16 protein-coding genes are annotated in these 17,736 nt (G+C 53.5%); 6 read left to right on the top strand and 10 right to left on the bottom strand.

The genetic code is table 11. From position 1 onward, the window contains the following. The first annotated feature begins 67 nt into the window (after positions 1-67). The gene (mglA, locus tag MWH02_RS13395) at positions 68-1,588 is read left to right on the top strand and encodes a galactose/methyl galactoside ABC transporter ATP-binding protein MglA (protein WP_110866613.1); all 1,521 of its coding nucleotides are present in this window, start codon (positions 68-70) and stop codon (positions 1,586-1,588) included. A gap of 18 nt (positions 1,589-1,606) precedes the next feature. Continuing rightward, positions 1,607-2,617 (top strand): galactose/methyl galactoside ABC transporter permease MglC, encoded by a 1,011-nt coding sequence (gene mglC / locus MWH02_RS13390; protein ID WP_007889502.1) that lies wholly within the window; start codon positions 1,607-1,609, stop codon positions 2,615-2,617. 128 nt (positions 2,618-2,745) lie between these two features. Here the strand turns inward: mglC and sanA are convergent, their stop codons facing one another. The 5 genes from sanA to MWH02_RS13365 form a co-directional block, all read right to left on the bottom strand. Next, entirely contained in the window at positions 2,746-3,465 is a 720-nt protein-coding gene (gene sanA / locus MWH02_RS13385) for an outer membrane permeability protein SanA (protein WP_008104952.1), read from the bottom strand. Between the two features lie 134 nt (positions 3,466-3,599). After that, positions 3,600-5,297, bottom strand: a complete 1,698-nt coding sequence (locus tag MWH02_RS13380) for an NAD-dependent malic enzyme (protein WP_101763321.1) — start codon at positions 5,295-5,297, stop codon at positions 3,600-3,602. 160 nt (positions 5,298-5,457) lie between these two features. Next, complete coding sequence (gene cdd, locus MWH02_RS13375; RefSeq protein ID WP_271460824.1) at positions 5,458-6,354, bottom strand: cytidine deaminase; 897 nt, start codon at positions 6,352-6,354, stop codon at positions 5,458-5,460. 124 nt (positions 6,355-6,478) lie between these two features. After that, on the bottom strand, positions 6,479-7,171 hold the full coding sequence (locus tag MWH02_RS13370; RefSeq protein ID WP_110866615.1) for a CidB/LrgB family autolysis modulator: 693 nt from the start codon (positions 7,169-7,171) through the stop codon (positions 6,479-6,481). Continuing rightward, positions 7,164-7,547 (bottom strand): CidA/LrgA family protein, encoded by a 384-nt coding sequence (locus MWH02_RS13365; RefSeq protein WP_110866616.1) that lies wholly within the window; start codon positions 7,545-7,547, stop codon positions 7,164-7,166. The genes MWH02_RS13370 and MWH02_RS13365 overlap by 8 nt, the downstream gene beginning before the upstream one ends. A gap of 152 nt (positions 7,548-7,699) precedes the next feature. Here MWH02_RS13365 and MWH02_RS13360 point away from each other — a divergent pair, with 152 nt between their 5' ends. Then, positions 7,700-8,056, top strand: a complete 357-nt coding sequence (locus MWH02_RS13360; RefSeq protein WP_192411507.1) for an endonuclease domain-containing protein — start codon at positions 7,700-7,702, stop codon at positions 8,054-8,056. A gap of 137 nt (positions 8,057-8,193) precedes the next feature. Here the strand turns inward: MWH02_RS13360 and metG are convergent, their stop codons facing one another. After that, on the bottom strand, positions 8,194-10,227 hold the full coding sequence (gene metG, locus MWH02_RS13355; protein ID WP_271460823.1) for a methionine--tRNA ligase: 2,034 nt from the start codon (positions 10,225-10,227) through the stop codon (positions 8,194-8,196). Positions 10,228-10,388: 161 nt separating this feature from the next. On the opposite strand from metG, the gene apbC reads away from it, so the two are divergent. After that, positions 10,389-11,501: an iron-sulfur cluster carrier protein ApbC gene (gene apbC / locus MWH02_RS13350; RefSeq protein ID WP_101763326.1), complete on the top strand. Its 1,113-nt coding sequence runs from the start codon at positions 10,389-10,391 to the stop codon at positions 11,499-11,501. Here apbC and MWH02_RS13345 read toward each other — a convergent pair. After that, on the bottom strand, positions 11,498-11,950 hold the full coding sequence (locus MWH02_RS13345; RefSeq protein ID WP_271460822.1) for a GNAT family N-acetyltransferase: 453 nt from the start codon (positions 11,948-11,950) through the stop codon (positions 11,498-11,500). The genes apbC and MWH02_RS13345 overlap by 4 nt on opposite strands. A 226-nt stretch (positions 11,951-12,176) precedes the next feature. Between MWH02_RS13345 and ahpC the strand changes: the two genes are divergently transcribed. Then, entirely contained in the window at positions 12,177-12,740 is a 564-nt protein-coding gene (gene ahpC / locus MWH02_RS13340) for an alkyl hydroperoxide reductase subunit C (protein WP_101763328.1), read from the top strand. 67 nt (positions 12,741-12,807) lie between these two features. After that, on the top strand, positions 12,808-14,376 hold the full coding sequence (gene ahpF / locus MWH02_RS13335; protein WP_192411512.1) for an alkyl hydroperoxide reductase subunit F: 1,569 nt from the start codon (positions 12,808-12,810) through the stop codon (positions 14,374-14,376). Between the two features lie 69 nt (positions 14,377-14,445). Here the strand turns inward: ahpF and MWH02_RS13330 are convergent, their stop codons facing one another. From MWH02_RS13330 to galE, 3 genes are all read right to left on the bottom strand, one after another. Beyond that, on the bottom strand, positions 14,446-14,649 hold the full coding sequence (locus tag MWH02_RS13330) for a hypothetical protein (protein ID WP_101763330.1): 204 nt from the start codon (positions 14,647-14,649) through the stop codon (positions 14,446-14,448). A 185-nt stretch (positions 14,650-14,834) separates the two neighbouring features. Next, on the bottom strand, positions 14,835-16,700 hold the full coding sequence (locus MWH02_RS13325) for a GNAT family N-acetyltransferase (RefSeq protein ID WP_271460821.1): 1,866 nt from the start codon (positions 16,698-16,700) through the stop codon (positions 14,835-14,837). Beyond that, on the bottom strand, positions 16,700-17,731 hold the full coding sequence (galE, locus tag MWH02_RS13320) for a UDP-glucose 4-epimerase GalE (RefSeq protein ID WP_271460820.1): 1,032 nt from the start codon (positions 17,729-17,731) through the stop codon (positions 16,700-16,702). The genes MWH02_RS13325 and galE overlap by 1 nt, the downstream gene beginning before the upstream one ends. Between the last annotated feature and the right edge of the window lie 5 nt (positions 17,732-17,736).

The following is a 17,736-nucleotide window of genomic DNA, read 5'->3' as shown; positions in this document are numbered from 1 at the left end:
ATCCTGGGCGCGGCATTTCGCCGCGCCTTATTGCATCTGACCAACGCTTTATTTAGCCAGGTAAATTATGGCCAGTGAGAATCCGACCACACAGCGTGAATATCTGCTGGAGATGACGAATGTCTCGAAATCATTTCCAGGGGTTAAAGCCTTAGATAATGTGAATTTAAAAGTGCGGCCGCACTCTGTTCATGCATTAATGGGCGAAAACGGCGCCGGGAAATCTACATTATTAAAATGTCTGTTTGGGATTTATAAAAAGGATACGGGGAGCATCCTGTTTCAGGGTGAGGAAATTGATTATAAGAGCTCCAAAGAAGCGCTGGAAAATGGCGTTTCCATGGTGCATCAGGAATTAAACCTGGTTCTGCAACGCAATGTCATGGATAACATGTGGCTTGGCCGTTATCCACGTAAAGGCGTGTTTGTCGATCAGGATAAAATGTATCGCGATACCAAAGCGATCTTTGATGAATTAGATATTGATATCGATCCGCGCGATAAAGTTGCCACCTTATCGGTGTCGCAGATGCAGATGATCGAAATCGCCAAAGCCTTCTCCTATGATGCCAAAATCGTCATTATGGATGAGCCGACATCATCGCTGACCGAAAAAGAAGTGAACCACTTGTTCACGATTATTCGTAAGCTGAAAGATCGTGGCTGCGGCATTGTGTATATCTCGCACAAGATGGAAGAGATATTCCAGCTGTGTGATGAGATTACCATTTTGCGTGACGGACAGTGGATCGCCACCCAGCCGCTGGAAGGTCTGGACATGGACAAAATCATCTCGATGATGGTTGGCCGTTCATTGAACCAGCGCTTCCCGGACAAAACCAACGTGCCGGGGGAAACCATTCTTGAGGTGCGCCATTTAACCTCACTGCGTCAGCCGTCGATACGTGATATCTCGTTCGATCTGCGTAAAGGTGAAATTCTTGGTATTGCCGGTTTGGTGGGCGCCAAGCGTACCGACATCGTCGAAACCCTGTTTGGCATTCGCGAGAAGTCAGGCGGTACGATTAAGCTGCACGGCAAGAGTATTAATAACCACAGCGCCAACGAAGCCATTAACCACGGCTTTGCGCTGGTGACGGAAGAGCGTCGCTCCACGGGTATTTATGCGTATCTGGATATTGGCTTTAACTCGCTTATCTCCAATATTAAAAAGTATAAATCCAGCATGGGGCTGCTCGATAATAAACGCATGAAAAGCGATACCCAATGGGTCATTGATTCGATGCGCGTGAAAACGCCGGGTCATCATACGCAAATTGGTTCGCTTTCCGGTGGTAACCAACAGAAAGTGATTATTGGTCGCTGGTTATTAACGCAGCCGGAAATATTGATGCTTGATGAACCGACGCGCGGGATTGATGTGGGCGCGAAATTCGAAATCTACCAACTTATTGCCGAGTTGGCGAAGAAAGAGAAGGGCATCATTATTATCTCTTCTGAAATGCCAGAGCTGTTGGGTATTACCGATCGTATTTTAGTGATGAGTAATGGCCAGGTAGCAGGCATTGTTGATACCAAAACGACCTCGCAGAATGAAATCCTGCGTTTAGCGTCATTACACCTTTAATGAAGCAAGGGCTTTAACATGAAAGCGACTACTAAAAAGAATGCGCTAACTTGGTTAAAAGAGGGCGGCATTTACGTTGTCCTGTTTGTACTGCTGGCAATTATTATTTTCCAGGATCCAACCTTCTTAAGCTTAATGAACCTGAGTAATATTCTGACCCAATCTTCGGTGCGTATTATTATCGCACTCGGCGTGGCCGGTTTGATTGTCACCCAGGGTACCGACCTTTCAGCGGGTCGTCAGGTTGGCTTAGCGGCGGTGGTGGCAGCCACGCTGCTGCAGGCGATGGATAACGCGAACAAGGTGTTCCCGCATCTGGATACCGTACCTATTCCAGTGGTTATCCTGACCGTGTGCATCATCGGCGGTGTGATTGGTCTGGTGAACGGGGTGATCATCGCTTACCTCAAGGTAACGCCATTTATCACCACGTTGGGCACCATGATTATCGTTTACGGTATCAACTCGCTCTATTACGACTTTGTGGGTGCATCGCCAATTGCCGGTTTCGATCCTGGCTTCTCCAAATTTGCCCAAGGCTTCCTGCGTTTTGGTGATTTCAAACTGTCGTTTATCACCTTCTACGCTGTGATTGCCATCGTCTTTGTTTGGGTGCTGTGGAATAAAACTCGCTTTGGTCGCAATATCTTCGCTATCGGTGGTAACCCGGAAGCGGCGAAAGTGTCTGGTGTGAACGTGCCGTTCAACCTGATTCTGGTGTATGCCTTGTCTGGCGTGTTCTACGCGTTCGGCGGGATGCTGGAAGCAGGCCGTATCGGCAGCGCCACCAATAACCTCGGCTTTATGTATGAGCTGGATGCGATTGCGGCTTGTGTGGTCGGCGGCGTGTCGTTTGCCGGGGGCGTGGGTTCGGTGGCGGGCGTGGTGACCGGTGTCATCATCTTCACTGTGATCAACTACGGTTTGACCTACATCGGCGTTAACCCTTACTGGCAGTACATCATCAAGGGCGGCATCATCATCTTCGCCGTGGCGCTGGATTCATTGAAGTACGCACGTAAGAAGTAGTGGATTTCCCCTCACCCCAACCCTCTCCCGCTCGCGGGAGAGGGAGCAGACCGAGTTCTAACTTAAAACCTGCATGACACGGTTCCCTCTCCCGCAGGCGGGAGAGGGCCAGGGTGATGGAACAAACATCACTTCTGCAGTTTCTCTTCCAACTCCAAAAGCTGCTCCGGCGTCACCGCCGGATAACTCTGCGCATCTTCCGGCACTTCATGCACCGCAGGAATCGGCACTAATGGGCCAAGGAAGCGCGGCTCGCGCTTCATCAAATACAAATCCGCCAGCGCACCCAAACGCGCACCCACTTCGCGGAAACGCACCGACAACATATTCTTCGGCGACGGCACCGCATAGCACTGCGCCTGAATGCCCAAATGCTGCGCGATATACAGCGCTCGCTCGCAGTGGAAGCGCTGAGTAATGATGATGAAATCGTTGGTATCGAACACTTTACGCGTGCGCACAATCGAATCCAGCGTGCGGAAGCCAGCGTAATCCAGCACGATGTCCGACGGCGCGACGCCCGCTTTGATCAAATCGCGGCGCATAGTCATCGGTTCGTTATAGCTTTGCTGCGCATTATCACCGCTCAGCAGCAGGTAATTGACCTTGCCACTGTTATAGGCGTTCAACGCGCCCTGGATGCGATAGAGGTAATACTGATTGATCACGCCGGTGCGGTAGTACTTCGCCGTGCCCAAGACCACGCCGACCTGACGATGTGGCAACGAGGTGACATCTTCGTATATAAAGGGCGCGGTTTTCCAGCTGATCCAGCGATCCAGGCCGAGCGCGGTCGCCACCATCAGTAAGATGATGAAAAACAGACCAAAGAAAACGCGTTTAATCATGCGCGCGGGCACTCGGTTGGCAGAATTCAGAATGGATAAAGGCTACTTGAGGCGGGCGGGGGAAGCAAGTAAACGCCCGTTGGCTGACGTTTTTTTAAACGTTGCCGGATCTAAATGATCCGGCAACGGATTTATCAGATCGAAGTACGGCGATAATTACGATACTGCGGCAGCCAGAAGTTGTTGCTGACGGCTTTCGACAACACATCTTCCGACGTCACCACCGCTACGCCCGCCAGCTGCGCGGCTTTACCCACCTCGATGGCAATCAGCTTGGAAACGCCCTGAATGTCTTTGATCTCCGGCAGAACCGGACCTTCGCCATCGTTAACCAGCGGCGAGCAGTCGGCCAATGCGCGGCTGGCGGTCATCAGCATTGAATCCGTTACGCGACTGGCGCCCGCAGCGATAACCCCCAAACCGATGCCAGGGAAGATATAGGAGTTATTGCACTGGGCGATGGGATAGGTTTTCCCTTTCCAGGTGACCGGCGAGAACGGGCTGCCGGTGGCAACCAGCGCGGCGCCATCAGTCCAGGCGATGATGTCGGCTGGCGTCGCTTCAACGCGTGAAGTCGGGTTCGACAGCGGCATAACAATCGGACGCTTAGTGTGCTTGTGCATCTCGCGAATGATCTCTTCGGTGAACAGGCCAGGTTGGCCAGACACGCCGATCAGAATATCCGGCTTGGCGTTGCGTACCACGTCGAGCAGAGAAATGGAGTCGCTGCTGGTGTCCCAATCTTTCAGGCTGTCACTCTTCTGCACCAGCTTGCTCTGGAAATTGAGCAGGTTCGGCAGCTTGTCGGTGAGCAAACCGAAGCGATCGACCATCATCACGCGGCCACGCGCTTCATCATCGCTCAATCCTTCCGACTTCATCTGCGCGATGATCTGCTCGGCAATACCGCAACCGGCAGAACCGGCACCGAGGAACACCACTTTCTGCTCGCACAGGCGGCTGCCCGCAGCGCGGCTGGCGGCGATGAGGGTGCCGACGGTCACTGCGGCGGTGCCCTGAATATCGTCGTTGAAGCAGCAGATCTCATCGCGATAGCGCTCCAGCAGCGGCATGGCGTTTTTCTGCGCGAAGTCTTCGAACTGCAACAGCACGTTCGGCCAGCGACGATTCACCGCCTGAATAAACTCATTGACGAACTCTTCGTACTCTTCGCCAGTGATACGCGGATGACGCCAGCCCATATAGAGCGGATCGTTCAGCAGCTGCTGGTTGTTGGTACCAACATCCAGCACCACCGGCAAGGTGTAAGCCGGGCTGATGCCGCCACACGCGGTATACAGCGACAGCTTACCGATTGGGATGCCCATGCCGCCGATACCCAAATCGCCAAGGCCGAGAATACGTTCGCCATCAGTCACCACGATCACTTTGACATTCTGCTTGGTGGCGTTCTGCAGCATGTCTTCAATGCGGTCGCGATTGTTATAAGAGATGAATACGCCACGCGCGCGACGGTAGATTTCAGAGAAGTGTTCACAGGCGGCGCCGACCGTTGGGGTGTAGATGATCGGCATCATCTCTTCCAGATGATTGTCGAGCAGGCGGTAGAACAGGGTTTCGTTGGTGTCCTGGATGTTGCGCAGATAGACATGCTTGTCGTTGTTGTTTTTAAAATCCAGGAACTGGCGCCAGGCACGTTCTGCCTGCTCTTCGATGGTTTCTACCGCTTCGGGTAGCAGGCCGTTGAGGTTAAATTCGTTACGTTCTTCGAGGGTGAAGGCGCTGCCTTTATTCAATAGCGGAAATTCCAGCAGGATCGGACCCGCATAAGGAATATACAGCGGGCGTTTACTTTCGTAGTCGAGTTCCATGCAGTGCTTGCTCCGGTTGCAGTGTTTTCTGACGTATCGCCGGGAAAAGGTAACGCCAGTCCATCTTGAAGTGAAGAGGTTCTGGCGCCCGATCCTATGAAAATTCCTGCAGATGTACAGCTTTTGTTAACAGGAGGTCACAAAAGCGGTAAAAGGATCACTAAACTGATGTTTTCGAAACTAAAGTAAGTGAGAAATCCTCACATCCTAACGCCTTAAGCGTCGCGCGGGTCGCGTCAAGCTGACTCAGCGTGCTGTCCTGACATTCCGCCAAAACCGCTTGCTGAATTGTCTCCAGCGCTTCGTTGCTCATGTTCATCAAAATCAGTGCAGCCTGCAGCGGCGGCAAGCTGGGGTTAAAGGCGGCGTTTTCCGCATAGCGACCGGTGAAGACCTTGCCGCTCTGGCTGCGCAGCGCCACGCCGCTGTAACTCTGGCTGTAAGGCGCGTGACTGTGATTGGCGGCGGCAATGGCGGCCTGTTGCAATGCATCGCCCGCAACCGCAAAACCATGATCGACCGGCGTCAGCAGACGTTCGGTGATGTTCAGATCGGCAGGGCCAAACGCATCCGGCAGGTAGTCGCCCAGCGTGCTAACCGCACGTCCCGGCAGGCTGATGCGAATCGCTGTGCCGCTGTTCAGCTCGTTCATAAACTGACGGCAATGTCCGCACGGCGTGTAGTTGACGGTAATCGCCGCCAGCTTCTCTTCACCGCGCAGCCAGGCGTGCGTAATGGCGCTCTGCTCGGCGTGCACCGTCTGCTGCAGCGGGGTATGCAGAAACTCCATGTTAGCACCGAAGTACCAGTGGCCGCTGACGCCGCGGGAAATCGCGCCGACATTAAAGTGAGACACCGTTGCCACGGCGCAGCTCGCCGCCAGCGGCAGCAGTTCCAGCGCCAGCGCATCTTCATCCAGTCCGGTAAGCTGTTTCAGTTGCGCGACATCCTGCGGACGCAATACGCCATGGAAATCCGGCGCATCCAGCAGCGGCTGAATCGCAGCTTGCAGCGCAGCGGGCAGGGCAGAAAAAGCAGTTAGGAATCGTGAATGCATGATGGGATGACCTCAGTTACGCGTTAGCGGCGATGCGCCGCCTGACGTTTTATATGTGATCCAAGTCGCTCTGACAATGCAAGCTGATTGGGTTGTTTCAACTTTGCGAGATCTCTCGCAAGTTTTAGCCCCACCAATGCATTAATAGCGGAAAAAGCAGCGGCGCCAGTAACGAGGTGATGATGCCGCAAATCACCAGCGCAAGGGAGCTGAACGCGCCTTCCTGATAATCGATCTCGGCTGCGCGCGCGGTACCTAACGCGTGCGATGCGTTACCAATTGCTAACCCGCGCGAGGATTTGTTTTTCACCTTAAACAGATTGAGCAGCATATGGCCAAACACCGCACCCAGCACGCCGGCGATAAGCACGCAGATGGCGCTGATGGCAGGAATACCGTGCAGCGATGCGGAGACCGCCATCGCAATTGGCGTGGTGACGGATTTCGGCATGATGGTGGCGGCGATTTCCGGCGTTGCGCCCATCCACAGCGCAATCGCGGTGCCCGATACCATTGCCGTGATGCTGCCGATGAAGCAGACGCTGATGATGGTTTTCCAGCGCGCGCGAATCTGATGCATCTGCTCATACAGCGGCAACGCCAGCGCTACGACTGCCGGTTGCAGCAACTGATTGAGCAGGCTGCTGCCGGCAAAATAGCGCGTGTATGGCAGGTGAGTCAGCAGCAGAATCGGGATGACAATCGCCATCGCCACTAACAATGGATTAACGATGGAGATATTAATTTTCGCCGCCAGTCTTCGCGCCAGGAAATAGGCGATCACCGTCAGCGGCAGCGACCACCATGCATCACTCATTCGGCTTCTCCTGCGGGCGCTGCAGGCGCTCTGCGCTGAGCCCGACAATCAGCAGCACCATAAAAGTACTGACAATGCATGACACCACAATCGGCCCAAACTGCGCGGTGAGGATATCGGTATAGCCCATTACACCAACGCTAATCGGCACAAACAGCAGTGCCATATAGCGAATCAGTAAATGGCATCCGGGTTTCACCCACTCAACCGGCATGATTTGCAGACCCAGCAGCAGGAATAGCAGCAGCATGCCGATGATGCTGCCGGGAATGGTTATTGGGAGCAGGGCAGAAATCCCCATTCCAGCGTAAAGCGCCGCATAGATGATGACGAAGGCGCGCACATAGCGCCAACAAGCAGTGAGAACGGCAGGCATGTCAGGCTCCTGTTTTCGTAGCGCTTTATCATACGCATTAAGCGATTAGCGTGCTAGCGATCACATTGGAATGCAGATTCCAGCTTTTTCATCGCGTTATTTTCCTCCTGCAAACATGGCGTAGGGTAAGCCGATATCGCGAAAGGGAGGCGATGATGAAAGCGATTACGCGGCGGCGACAACTGCGCCAGGCAATGCCTGAAGCGGAGCATCTTTTGTGGCGTTTTTTACGTAATCGGAATTTATGCGGAGTGAAGTTTCGGCGTCAGCATCCGATTGGCGGTTATATCGTGGATTTCGCCTGTATTGAAAGGAGGGTGATAGTTGAGCTAGACGGCGGGCAGCATAACGAAGATGAAGCGAAGATTTATGATCAACAACGAACGGCTTTTTTAGAGCGAGGTGGCTGGAGAGTGATTAGATTCTGGAATCATCAGGTTTTCGAAGAGTTTGATGCGGTGATGGAGGAGATATATCGGCAGTTGATGTTGCCTGGGCCCTCACCCTAGCCCTCTCCCGCCAGCGGGCGAGGGAATGGTTAGGTGGAGCAGGCTAGCATAAAGTGGAGTGAAAAATTAAATGGCTGCTTTGAACGGTTCCCTCTCCCGCGCGCGGGAGAGGGTTAGGGTGAGGGCAACGAAATTCGTTACTTAACCGGCATGCCCGGTACTGCGCCGCTATCGACCGACAGCACAAACAGGTCTTTGCCGCCTGGACCCGCTGACAGCACCATACCTTCGGAAATACCGAAGCGCATTTTACGCGGCGCGAGGTTGGCGACGATGATGGTCATCTTGCCGACCAGCACCGACGGATCCGGATACGCAGCGCGAATGCCAGAGAAAATCTGACGCTTCTCGCCACCCAAATCCAGCTCCAGACGCAGCAGCTTGTCAGAACCCTCAACCAGCTCCGCTTTCTCGATCAGCGCCACGCGCATATCGACCTTGGCAAAATCATCAATGGTGATGGTGTCGCCAATCGGCGCATCAGCCAGCGGACCGGTTGCTGCAGGCTTATTCGTCGCCGCCGCATCTTCTTTCGAGGCCTCAATCAGCGCGTCAACTTTGGTCATTTCGATACGGCCATACAGCGCTTTGAACGGCGCCACTTCATGATCCAGCAGCGGTTGGGTAATTGCATCCCAGCTCAGTTCGCTCTGCAGGAAGGCTTCGGCACGCTCGCTCAAAGATGGCAGCACTGGCTTCAGCCAGGTCATCAAGACGCGGAACAGGTTAATGCCCATGGAGCAAATCGCCTGCAGGTCGGCATCGCGGCCTTCTTGCTTCGCCACCACCCAAGGTGCCTGCTCATCGACATAGCGGTTTGCCAGATCGGCCAGCGCCATGATTTCACGGATCGCGCGGTTATATTCGCGGCTGGCCCAGGCTTCGCCAATCTTCTCTGAGGCCTCCACAAAGGTCTGATATAGCGCGGGATCGGCCAGTTCACTCGCCAGTTTGCCGCCAAAGCGTTTGGTCAGGAAGCCGGCATTACGTGACGCCAGGTTCACCACTTTGTTCACCACGTCTGCATTCACGCGCTGCACGAAATCTTCCAGATTCAGGTCGATGTCGTCGATGCGTGAAGAGAGCTTGGCTGCGTAGTAATAGCGCAGGCTATCGGCATCCAGATGCTGCAACCAGGTGCTGGCTTTAATAAAGGTGCCGCGCGATTTAGACATCTTCGCGCCGTTCACCGTCACATAACCGTGTACGAACAGGTTGGTTGGCTTGCGGAAGTTGCTGCCTTCCAGCATCGCTGGCCAGAACAGGCTGTGGAAATAGACGATGTCTTTACCGATGAAGTGATACAGCTCAGTAGCGGAATCTTTCTTCCAGAACTCGTCGAAATCGATATCGCCGCGTTTGTCGCACAGGTTTTTGAATGAACCCATGTAACCGATTGGCGCATCCAGCCAGACGTAGAAGTATTTGCCCGGCGCGCCAGGGATTTCGAAGCCGAAGTAAGGTGCATCGCGGGAGATATCCCACTGCTGCAAGCCAGACTCGAACCACTCTTGCATCTTGTTAGCCACCTGCTCTTGCAGTGCGCCTGAACGCGTCCACGCCTGCAGCATCGCGCTGAAAGAGGGCAGATCAAAGAAGAAGTGCTCGGAATCGCGCAGCACCGGCGTCGCGCCAGAGACCACTGATTTCGGGTCGATCAGCTCGGTTGGGCTGTAGGTCGCGCTACACACTTCGCAGTTGTCGCCATATTGATCCGGTGACTTACATTTCGGGCAGGTGCCTTTGACGAAACGGTCCGGCAGGAACATGCCTTTCTCAGGATCGTACAGCTGCGAAATAGTGCGGTTCTTAATGAAGCCGTTCTCTTTCAGGCGACCATAAATCAGCTCGGACAGCTGACGGTTTTCGTCACCGTGCGTCGAGTGATAGTTGTCGTAGCTGATATTGAAGCCAGCAAAATCCGTTTCGTGCTCCTGCTTCATCTCCGCGATCATCTGCTCCGGCGCGATGCCAAGCTGCTGAGCTTTCAGCATGATCGGCGTGCCGTGAGCGTCGTCTGCACAGATGAAGTGAACCTGGTTGCCACGCATTCGCTGGTAACGGACCCAAATGTCAGCCTGAATGTGTTCAAGCATGTGACCGAGATGGATTGAACCGTTTGCGTACGGCAGTGCGCACGTTACCAGAATTTTTTTAGCGACTTGAGTCATGTTTGCGTAGCGTTCCGTTGAAGAAAAATCGGTGTTAGATGTTAACCGAAGCACCCTCTGGCGTAAACACAGCTGGACATCCACGTCACTTTTAGCGCCTATCTGATATTATTGAACAGACACCGCCGCAATCTGGCGTGATGAATAAACAAGGAGAGGGGATGACTTCACAATCCCAGCAACATCATTCACCTGAGGCGCTGCGAGCATTGGTTATCGGCGTGTTGAGTGACTTTGAACATCCGACGCTGCAACATAACCTGACCACGCTGAAAGCCCTGCGCCATGTCGCGCTGCTGGATGACAAGCTGCATATCGAGCTGGTGATGCCGTTCGCGTGGGCCAGCGCTTTTGAAGAGCTGAAAGCGCAAACCAGCGCCGAACTGTTGCGCCTGACGGATGCCAGCGCCATTGACTGGCGACTGCGCCACGACATCGCCACGCTGAAGCGGGTGAAAAACCATCCGGGCGCGACCGGTGTGAAGAACATCATCGCCGTAAGTTCTGGCAAAGGTGGCGTGGGCAAATCCAGCACCGCTGTGAACATGGCGCTGGCGCTGATCGCTGAAGGGGCGCGCGTGGGGATTCTCGATGCGGATATTTACGGTCCGTCGATCCCTAACATGCTCGGCACCGAAAATCAGCGTCCCACCTCGCCGGATGGCACGCACATGGCACCGATTATGGCGCACGGCCTGGCAACCAATTCGATTGGTTATCTGGTCACCGACGACAACGCCATGGTGTGGCGTGGTCCAATGGCCAGCAAAGCCCTGATGCAGCTGCTCAACGAAACCCTGTGGCCGGATCTCGATTATCTGATCCTCGATATGCCGCCAGGTACCGGCGATATTCAGCTGACGCTGGCGCAAAACGTGCCGGTGACCGGCGCGCTGGTGGTCACCACGCCGCAGGACATCGCCTTGATTGACGCGCGTAAAGGGATGGTGATGTTCGAGAAAGTGAGCGTGCCGGTGCTGGGCGTGATCGAGAATATGAGCATGCACATTTGTAGCCAATGCGGACATCACGAGCCGATTTTCGGCACCGGCGGTGCGCAGAAGCTGGTGGAAGATTACAGCACCCGTTTGCTGGCCCAGTTGCCGCTGCACATTACGCTGCGTGAAGATCTGGATGATGGCGAACCGACCGTGGTGCGCCGTCCGGAAAGTGATTTCACCGCGCTCTACCGCCAGCTGGCGGGTCGCGTTGCGGCGCAGCTCTATTGGCAGGGAGAGATTATCCCTGGCGATATCGCGTTCCGCGCCGTTTAACGGCGTCCATTTCCGCTGGTGCGCGTCGCCAGCGGAAAATGCATCAGCACATATTTTCCCTGCTCGCTCTCGCCAACCGCTTCGCGCCGCCAGCCGTGTTTGAGATAGAAATCCATCGCCGCCTGATTCTGTTGCAGGCATTTCAAGGCGCCCGTCGAGCTAAATCGCGATTGCACTTTTTCTAACAGCGCGCTGCCCACGCCTTGTCCCTGCGCATCGGGGTCGACATACAGACTATGCAGGAAGTTGTCATTATCCAGCACCGCCGCAAACCCTACGCGATGCCCATTCAGTTCAGCGACCAGCACGGTTTCGCCCAAAATCACCGCATCGAAATCTTCTAACTGCCAATCATCGCCATCCAGCCACGTCCAGTTATGGCGTCGCGCGGCAAGATACAGCGTGCGCAGAAAAGGCCGATCGGCTTCGTCAAAAAAACGTATATTCACCTATTTGCTCCGTCAGTTAGGTATTTGAATAAAAGTAGCAGTTTCACCGCAAAAAGATAAAGCCTGACAGAACCGCGCCCTTTTTGTGTAGAATGCCTCCGCGAGCCGCATGAAATCTGGTGTCGGCGCTTTGATAGCTTTTGGTTATCTGATTGATAACGTCTGCATATTAGAAGTTGGCCCGAAAATTCTGTAGCCTGCATCACATCTTTTAACGGAGGTCACCATGTCCATCATTAATACCAAGATCAAACCATTTAAAAACGCAGCGTTCAAAAACGGCGAATTCATCGAAGTCACCGAGAAAGACGTTGAAGGTAAATGGAGTGTTTTCTTCTTCTACCCGGCTGACTTCACCTTCGTATGCCCAACCGAACTGGGTGACGTTGCAGACCATCACGAAGAGTTCCAGAAACTGGGTGTAGATATCTACTCTGTTTCTACTGACACGCACTTTACCCACAAAGCCTGGCACGGTTCTTCTGACACCATCGCGAAAATCAAATACGCGATGATCGGTGACCCAACTGGCGCGCTGACCCGTAACTTCGAAATCATGCGCGAAGACGAAGGTCTGGCAGACCGCGGTACCTTCATCGTTGACCCGCAAGGCATCATCCAGGCGATCGAAATCACTGCAGAAGGCATTGGCCGTGACGCATCTGACCTGATTCGTAAAGTGAAAGCCGCTCAGTACGTTGCTTCTCACCCAGGTGAAGTTTGCCCGGCAAAATGGAAAGAAGGCGAAGCAACGCTGGCTCCATCACTGGACCTGGTTGGCAAAATCTAAGTTAGCTGCCATTCGATCTTTCTCTATCGGGTGCTACGGCACCCGATTTTCATGACAGGAACTCACTATGCTCGACACCAATTTAAAAACCCAACTCAAGGCTTACCTTGAGAAACTAACGAAACCGGTTGAGTTGATTGCCACATTGGATGATGGCGCCAAATCGGCAGAGATTCGCTCTCTGTTGGCCGATATCGCGGGCTTGTCAGACAAAGTCAGCTTCCGCGAAGAGAACGATCGTCCGGTGCGTAAACCCTCTTTCCTGATCACTAACCCAGGCAGCCAGAGCGGTCCGCGTTTTGCCGGTTCGCCAATGGGTCACGAATTTACTTCACTGGTTTTAGCCCTGCTGCAAACCGGTGGACACCCTTCGAAAGAAGCGCAGAGCCTGCTGGATCAGGTTGTGGCTTTGGAAGGCGACTTCCACTTCGAAACTTATTATTCCCTGTCGTGCCACAACTGTCCTGACGTGGTACAGGCGCTGAACCTGATGGCGGTGCTGAACCCGCGTATCAGCCATACCGCGATTGACGGCGGTATGTTCCAGAACGAAATCACCGAGCGCAACGTGATGGGCGTGCCGGCGGTATTCCTTAACGGTAAAGAGTTTGGTCAGGGCCGTCTGAGCCTGGCGGAAATCGTCGGTAAAGTGGACACCAACGCCGACAAGCGTGCGGCGGAAGAGCTGAACAAACGTGAAGCCTACGAAGTACTGATCGTCGGCAGCGGCCCGGCGGGCGCAGCAGCGGCCATCTACTCTGCACGTAAAGGCATCCGTACTGGCCTGATGGGCGAGCGTTTCGGTGGTCAGGTGCTGGACACCGTAGACATTGAAAACTACATCTCCGTACCGAAAACCGAAGGCGCGAAGCTGGCCGGTTCTCTGCGTGCCCACGTTGATGATTACGATGTTGATGTGATTGATACCCAGAGCGCCATCAAGCTGATTCCTGCGGCGAAAGAGGGCGGTCTGCACGCAATTGAAACCGCATCTGGCGCAGTACTGAAATCCCGCAGCATCATCATTGCTACCGGCGCACGCTGGCGCAACATGGGCGTACCTGGCGAAGAGCAGTATCGCACCAAGGGCGTAACTTATTGCCCGCACTGCGACGGCCCGCTGTTTAAAGGCAAACGCACCGCGGTGATCGGCGGCGGTAACTCAGGCGTGGAAGCGGCAATCGATTTGGCCGGTATTGTTGAGCACGTGACGCTGCTGGAATTTGCCAGCGAAATGCGCGCCGACAAAGTGCTGCAGGACAAACTGCGCAGCCTGAAAAACGTCGATGTGATTCTGAATGCACAGACCACCGAAGTGAAAGGCGACGGCAGCAAAGTCACCAGCCTGACCTACATTGACCGTAACAATCAGAGCAGCCACGAAATCGCGCTGAGCGGCATCTTCGTGCAGATTGGTTTGCTGCCGAACACCACCTTCCTGGAAGGTGCGGTTGAGCGCAACAAGATGGGCGAAATCATCATTGATGCCAAGTGCGAAACCAGCCTGAAAGGCGTGTTTGCCGCAGGCGACTGCACCACGGTGCCGTACAAGCAGATCATCATCGCCAGCGGTGAAGGCGCGAAAGCCTCACTCAGCGCCTTTGATTATCTGATCCGCACCAAACCGGCTGAATAAGTTTTGCGATAGCCACGCAATAGCCCTGCAACGCATGTTGCGGGGCTTTTTTTTATTTAGAAACAATGATTAGCCTAACCAGCGTATGGCTTGCGCATCGCTAATATCGCGGTAATAGATTTTATGCAGCCGTTCGCCACAGCCTTTACATTGTGCTTCAACATGAGTTGAGAAGTAGGCTCGCCCGGTGGGAGAAATAGCGCCTTTGCGGGAAATACGGATGTTATGCCATTTGTGTGCATGCGGAATAAAGCTGAAGAATTTTAATTTCATTATCGCTACCGGAATGGAGTGGGCGGTGTTTATCTTCAAATCCGGAGCGCAATTAGGCCCGTTTTCTGGCGTAATAAATTTGATAAGTATCAAGGTGATTAAAACTTTGCTTATTTCACCGCGCTTCTGTTGCTTCCGGTGCGAATAAAAATAGATTCGCACCGGATTATTTGATCGCGGAAGGATTACAGCATTAGCGCCATAAACACGATTTCATCACTAAACCGTGCAACCTCCTGTTTCATTCTGCTCACCACCTTAAAACCTTTCTTGCGATAGATCATAGCTGCCGGGTTCGATTGCCAGACGCATAAGGTGATGCGGCGCATTTTTTGCTGTTTGGCTTGATCCTTAAGCTTTGACAAAATTTGATTGAAATAGCCTTTTCCCTGTTCCTCGGGCTGCAGCGCCACGCTGCAAATGAAGAAATCGTCCGGCTGGCGATGCTGATTCACGAAACTGTCGTAAGCCACATCCAGTGGAAAAACCTCCTGACGATAGCCATATTGCACCTTGATGTGATCGTAATCCTGAATCGGCGCAGCGTTAACGAAACCCACCATTTTTCCCTGCGGATTATAAATCACGGCAATCTGTTGCAGGAAAGGCTGGATATTTTGCCGCAGCTGTAGGGTGGTTATATCAGTGGCATAAATATTATCGACCGAGCAGTATTCCAGATAGCTGGTGGTGAAAATTAATTTCGCCATCGCGAGCTGTTCATGCTTGTCTGTAATACTTCCCGGTTTGAAGCTCAGCGGCGACGCTTTCTGACCATCAATCGGCTGCCAGAAATCACCTGCTTTTATGTTCCTGGCGTTAATCGCAATTAAAAAATTGCTGAATAACGCATTCACTTTATCCAGTTGCGGATCCTGAGAGAGCACGCCGTAATAGTGATAATAGGGAATTTCAGCGCGCAGCTGCGGCGCATAAGCAATTTGCAGGATATCGCATTCAGAAAGCAAAGGTACCAGTTCACCCAACTGCAGAGGATCGCTTAATTGCCAGTCGCGTTGTGCTAGCTGAGTAATCGTATGCTGATAATGCTGCTGCTCTTCACCACTTAGCGGGCGACGTTCACCGCTGAGAATATCCTCCGTCAGGCGCATGCCTTTAATCCCGCTCACGCGATGCTGCTGAACATCAAAACCCCATACGGCAAACCGGCTGAAATCCTGATGGCTGAGCTGCGTGACCTGCAATTGCTCGCACCATAACTGGTAAAAAGGTTCGAAGATGGCGCGTTCGCTTTCTGGCGTTTTTGCTGTGATTGGCTGAGGCCAGCCGCGATATACCGCACTGAGTCGCTGCTGCAAATCCTGCAGCACCGGATTGTTTTGATGGCTGATGATCATGCCGGTTTCATCAGTGAAGAGATTCAGCCAGTTAATTTGCTGCTGTTCTCCTGCAAAATCCGGCAGTTCAGGATGACAGAGAAACAGCGTCGCAGGCTGAGCGGGAAGTGTATCGGCATCCATATAAACGCCGCCGCACCGATTGAGAATCGCCAGGCGGAAGAAGTCAGAAAGCGTAGCGTAATAGCGCTTATCATGCAGTTGCTGCAGCACATCGATCAGCGCGCCATCAAATGACTGGATCAGTGCGCTCAAGCTGTTGACCTGCACCAGCGCATCAGGCAGAAACAGCGTGCCAGCATGAAAGGGGCTGTTTCCCTGCTGAGCGACGAAGCGATCCTCTGCCGCCAGCTGCTGTGCATTCCACACCCATAGCGTTTGCCGGAAATCACTGCGACTGGCTTCTATCGCGCGTTGCCATTGGGCAATGGTGCGGTTGACGTTGAGTGGTGATGGTCCGCCGAGCCAGATGCGATGGAGCGTGCATTCATTACCTGTCAGTCGGCTGGTGGGCACCGCGAACATCGAAGAGAGTTCCGCAACGCACACCTCGTGCGGCTGATGTTCCACTTGCCACTGTTTAAACTGCCGTAACGCTTGTTGCCAGTCTGCTGTCGCGGGATAGGTAAAGCGCTTTTTAAGCGCGGCGAGTTGGCGTTCGTAGTGAGGTAAAAACGTTTCGCGCGTCATCATCAGATTTCGCTCCCGGCTGGTTGAGCAACATAGCCTTGCGGATTCTGCGTATGCCAGCGCCATGCGTCGCGCAGCATGTCTTCGAGGCCGCGAGTTGCTTGCCAGCCCAGTTCTTTTTTTGCCTGACCGGGATCGGATAAGCAGATGGCGACATCGCCGGGACGACGCGGGCGCATATCGAGCGGCACGCTTCGGCCGCTCACCTGTTCAAACATCTGCACGATTTCCAGCACCGAGTAGCCTTGTCCGGTACCCAGGTTGTAATGGCGATAGCCCGGTTTGAGATGATTTAGCGCCTGAATATGACCTTCGGCTAAATCCATCACGTGGATGTAGTCGCGCACGCCGGTGCCGTCGGGCGTTGCATAGTCATCACCAAATACCGGCAGATGGCTTCTTAGTCCATTGGCAACCTGAAACAGATAGGGCAGCAAATTGTTGGGAATCCCTTCAGGATGCTCACCAATCTGGCCGGAGGGATGTGCGCCGGCGGGATTGAAGTAGCGCAGTGCGGTAATGGCTAACTCAGGTTGTGCATCAACCACTTCACCCATGATCTTCTCCACCATGTATTTGGAGGCGCCATAAGGATTGGTGGTATTGCCGGTATCACAGTTCTCACACAGCGGAATCTTTACCGGAATGCCATAAACCGTGGCGGATGAGCTGAAAATAAGTTTTTTCACCTGATGCTGCTTCATGGTTTCCAGCAGCATGAGCGTTCCGGCAATATTGTTTTGATAATACTTCACCGGTTTCTGCAGCGATTCATTTACCGATTTGAGCCCTGCCATATGAATAACCGCATCAATCGGTTGATGGCTAAATACCTGATTTAGATCGGCGCGGCGGCGAATATCGCCCTGATGAAACGTCATTTTCTTTCCGCTTAACGCTTCGACACGCCTTAATGCCAGCGGTGAGCTATTACACAAATTATCCAGTACGATTACACGATGGTTTTTCTGCAGCAGGCTAAGGGCAATGTGTGAGCCAATATAGCCCGCACCGCCAGTAATTAAGACATTCATTTACG

Origin of the sequence: Pantoea leporis (genome assembly GCF_028048155.1) — a bacterium.
Taxonomy (GTDB): domain Bacteria; phylum Pseudomonadota; class Gammaproteobacteria; order Enterobacterales; family Enterobacteriaceae; genus Pantoea; species Pantoea leporis.
Note: the sequence above shows the minus strand (reverse complement) of the source record. Positions and strands in the feature narration are given on the sequence as shown.

Excerpts from the sequence above, each read along its gene's own strand:
- mglA (WP_110866613.1), top strand. The coding sequence starts at position 68 with ATGGCCAGTGAGAATCCGACCACACAGCGTGAATATCTGCTGGAGATG.
- mglC (WP_007889502.1), top strand. The coding sequence starts at position 1,607 with ATGAAAGCGACTACTAAAAAGAATGCGCTAACTTGGTTAAAAGAGGGC.
- sanA (WP_008104952.1), bottom strand. The coding sequence starts at position 3,465 with ATGATTAAACGCGTTTTCTTTGGTCTGTTTTTCATCATCTTACTGATG.
- MWH02_RS13380 (WP_101763321.1), bottom strand. The coding sequence starts at position 5,297 with ATGGAACTCGACTACGAAAGTAAACGCCCGCTGTATATTCCTTATGCG.
- cdd (WP_271460824.1), bottom strand. The coding sequence starts at position 6,354 with ATGCATTCACGATTCCTAACTGCTTTTTCTGCCCTGCCCGCTGCGCTG.
- MWH02_RS13370 (WP_110866615.1), bottom strand. The coding sequence starts at position 7,171 with ATGAGTGATGCATGGTGGTCGCTGCCGCTGACGGTGATCGCCTATTTC.
- MWH02_RS13365 (WP_110866616.1), bottom strand. The coding sequence starts at position 7,547 with ATGCCTGCCGTTCTCACTGCTTGTTGGCGCTATGTGCGCGCCTTCGTC.
- MWH02_RS13360 (WP_192411507.1), top strand. The coding sequence starts at position 7,700 with ATGATGAAAGCGATTACGCGGCGGCGACAACTGCGCCAGGCAATGCCT.
- metG (WP_271460823.1), bottom strand. The coding sequence starts at position 10,227 with ATGACTCAAGTCGCTAAAAAAATTCTGGTAACGTGCGCACTGCCGTAC.
- apbC (WP_101763326.1), top strand. The coding sequence starts at position 10,389 with ATGACTTCACAATCCCAGCAACATCATTCACCTGAGGCGCTGCGAGCA.
- ahpC (WP_101763328.1), top strand. The coding sequence starts at position 12,177 with ATGTCCATCATTAATACCAAGATCAAACCATTTAAAAACGCAGCGTTC.
- ahpF (WP_192411512.1), top strand. The coding sequence starts at position 12,808 with ATGCTCGACACCAATTTAAAAACCCAACTCAAGGCTTACCTTGAGAAA.
- MWH02_RS13330 (WP_101763330.1), bottom strand. The coding sequence starts at position 14,649 with ATGAAATTAAAATTCTTCAGCTTTATTCCGCATGCACACAAATGGCAT.
- MWH02_RS13325 (WP_271460821.1), bottom strand. The coding sequence starts at position 16,700 with ATGATGACGCGCGAAACGTTTTTACCTCACTACGAACGCCAACTCGCC.
- galE (WP_271460820.1), bottom strand. The coding sequence starts at position 17,731 with ATGAATGTCTTAATTACTGGCGGTGCGGGCTATATTGGCTCACACATT.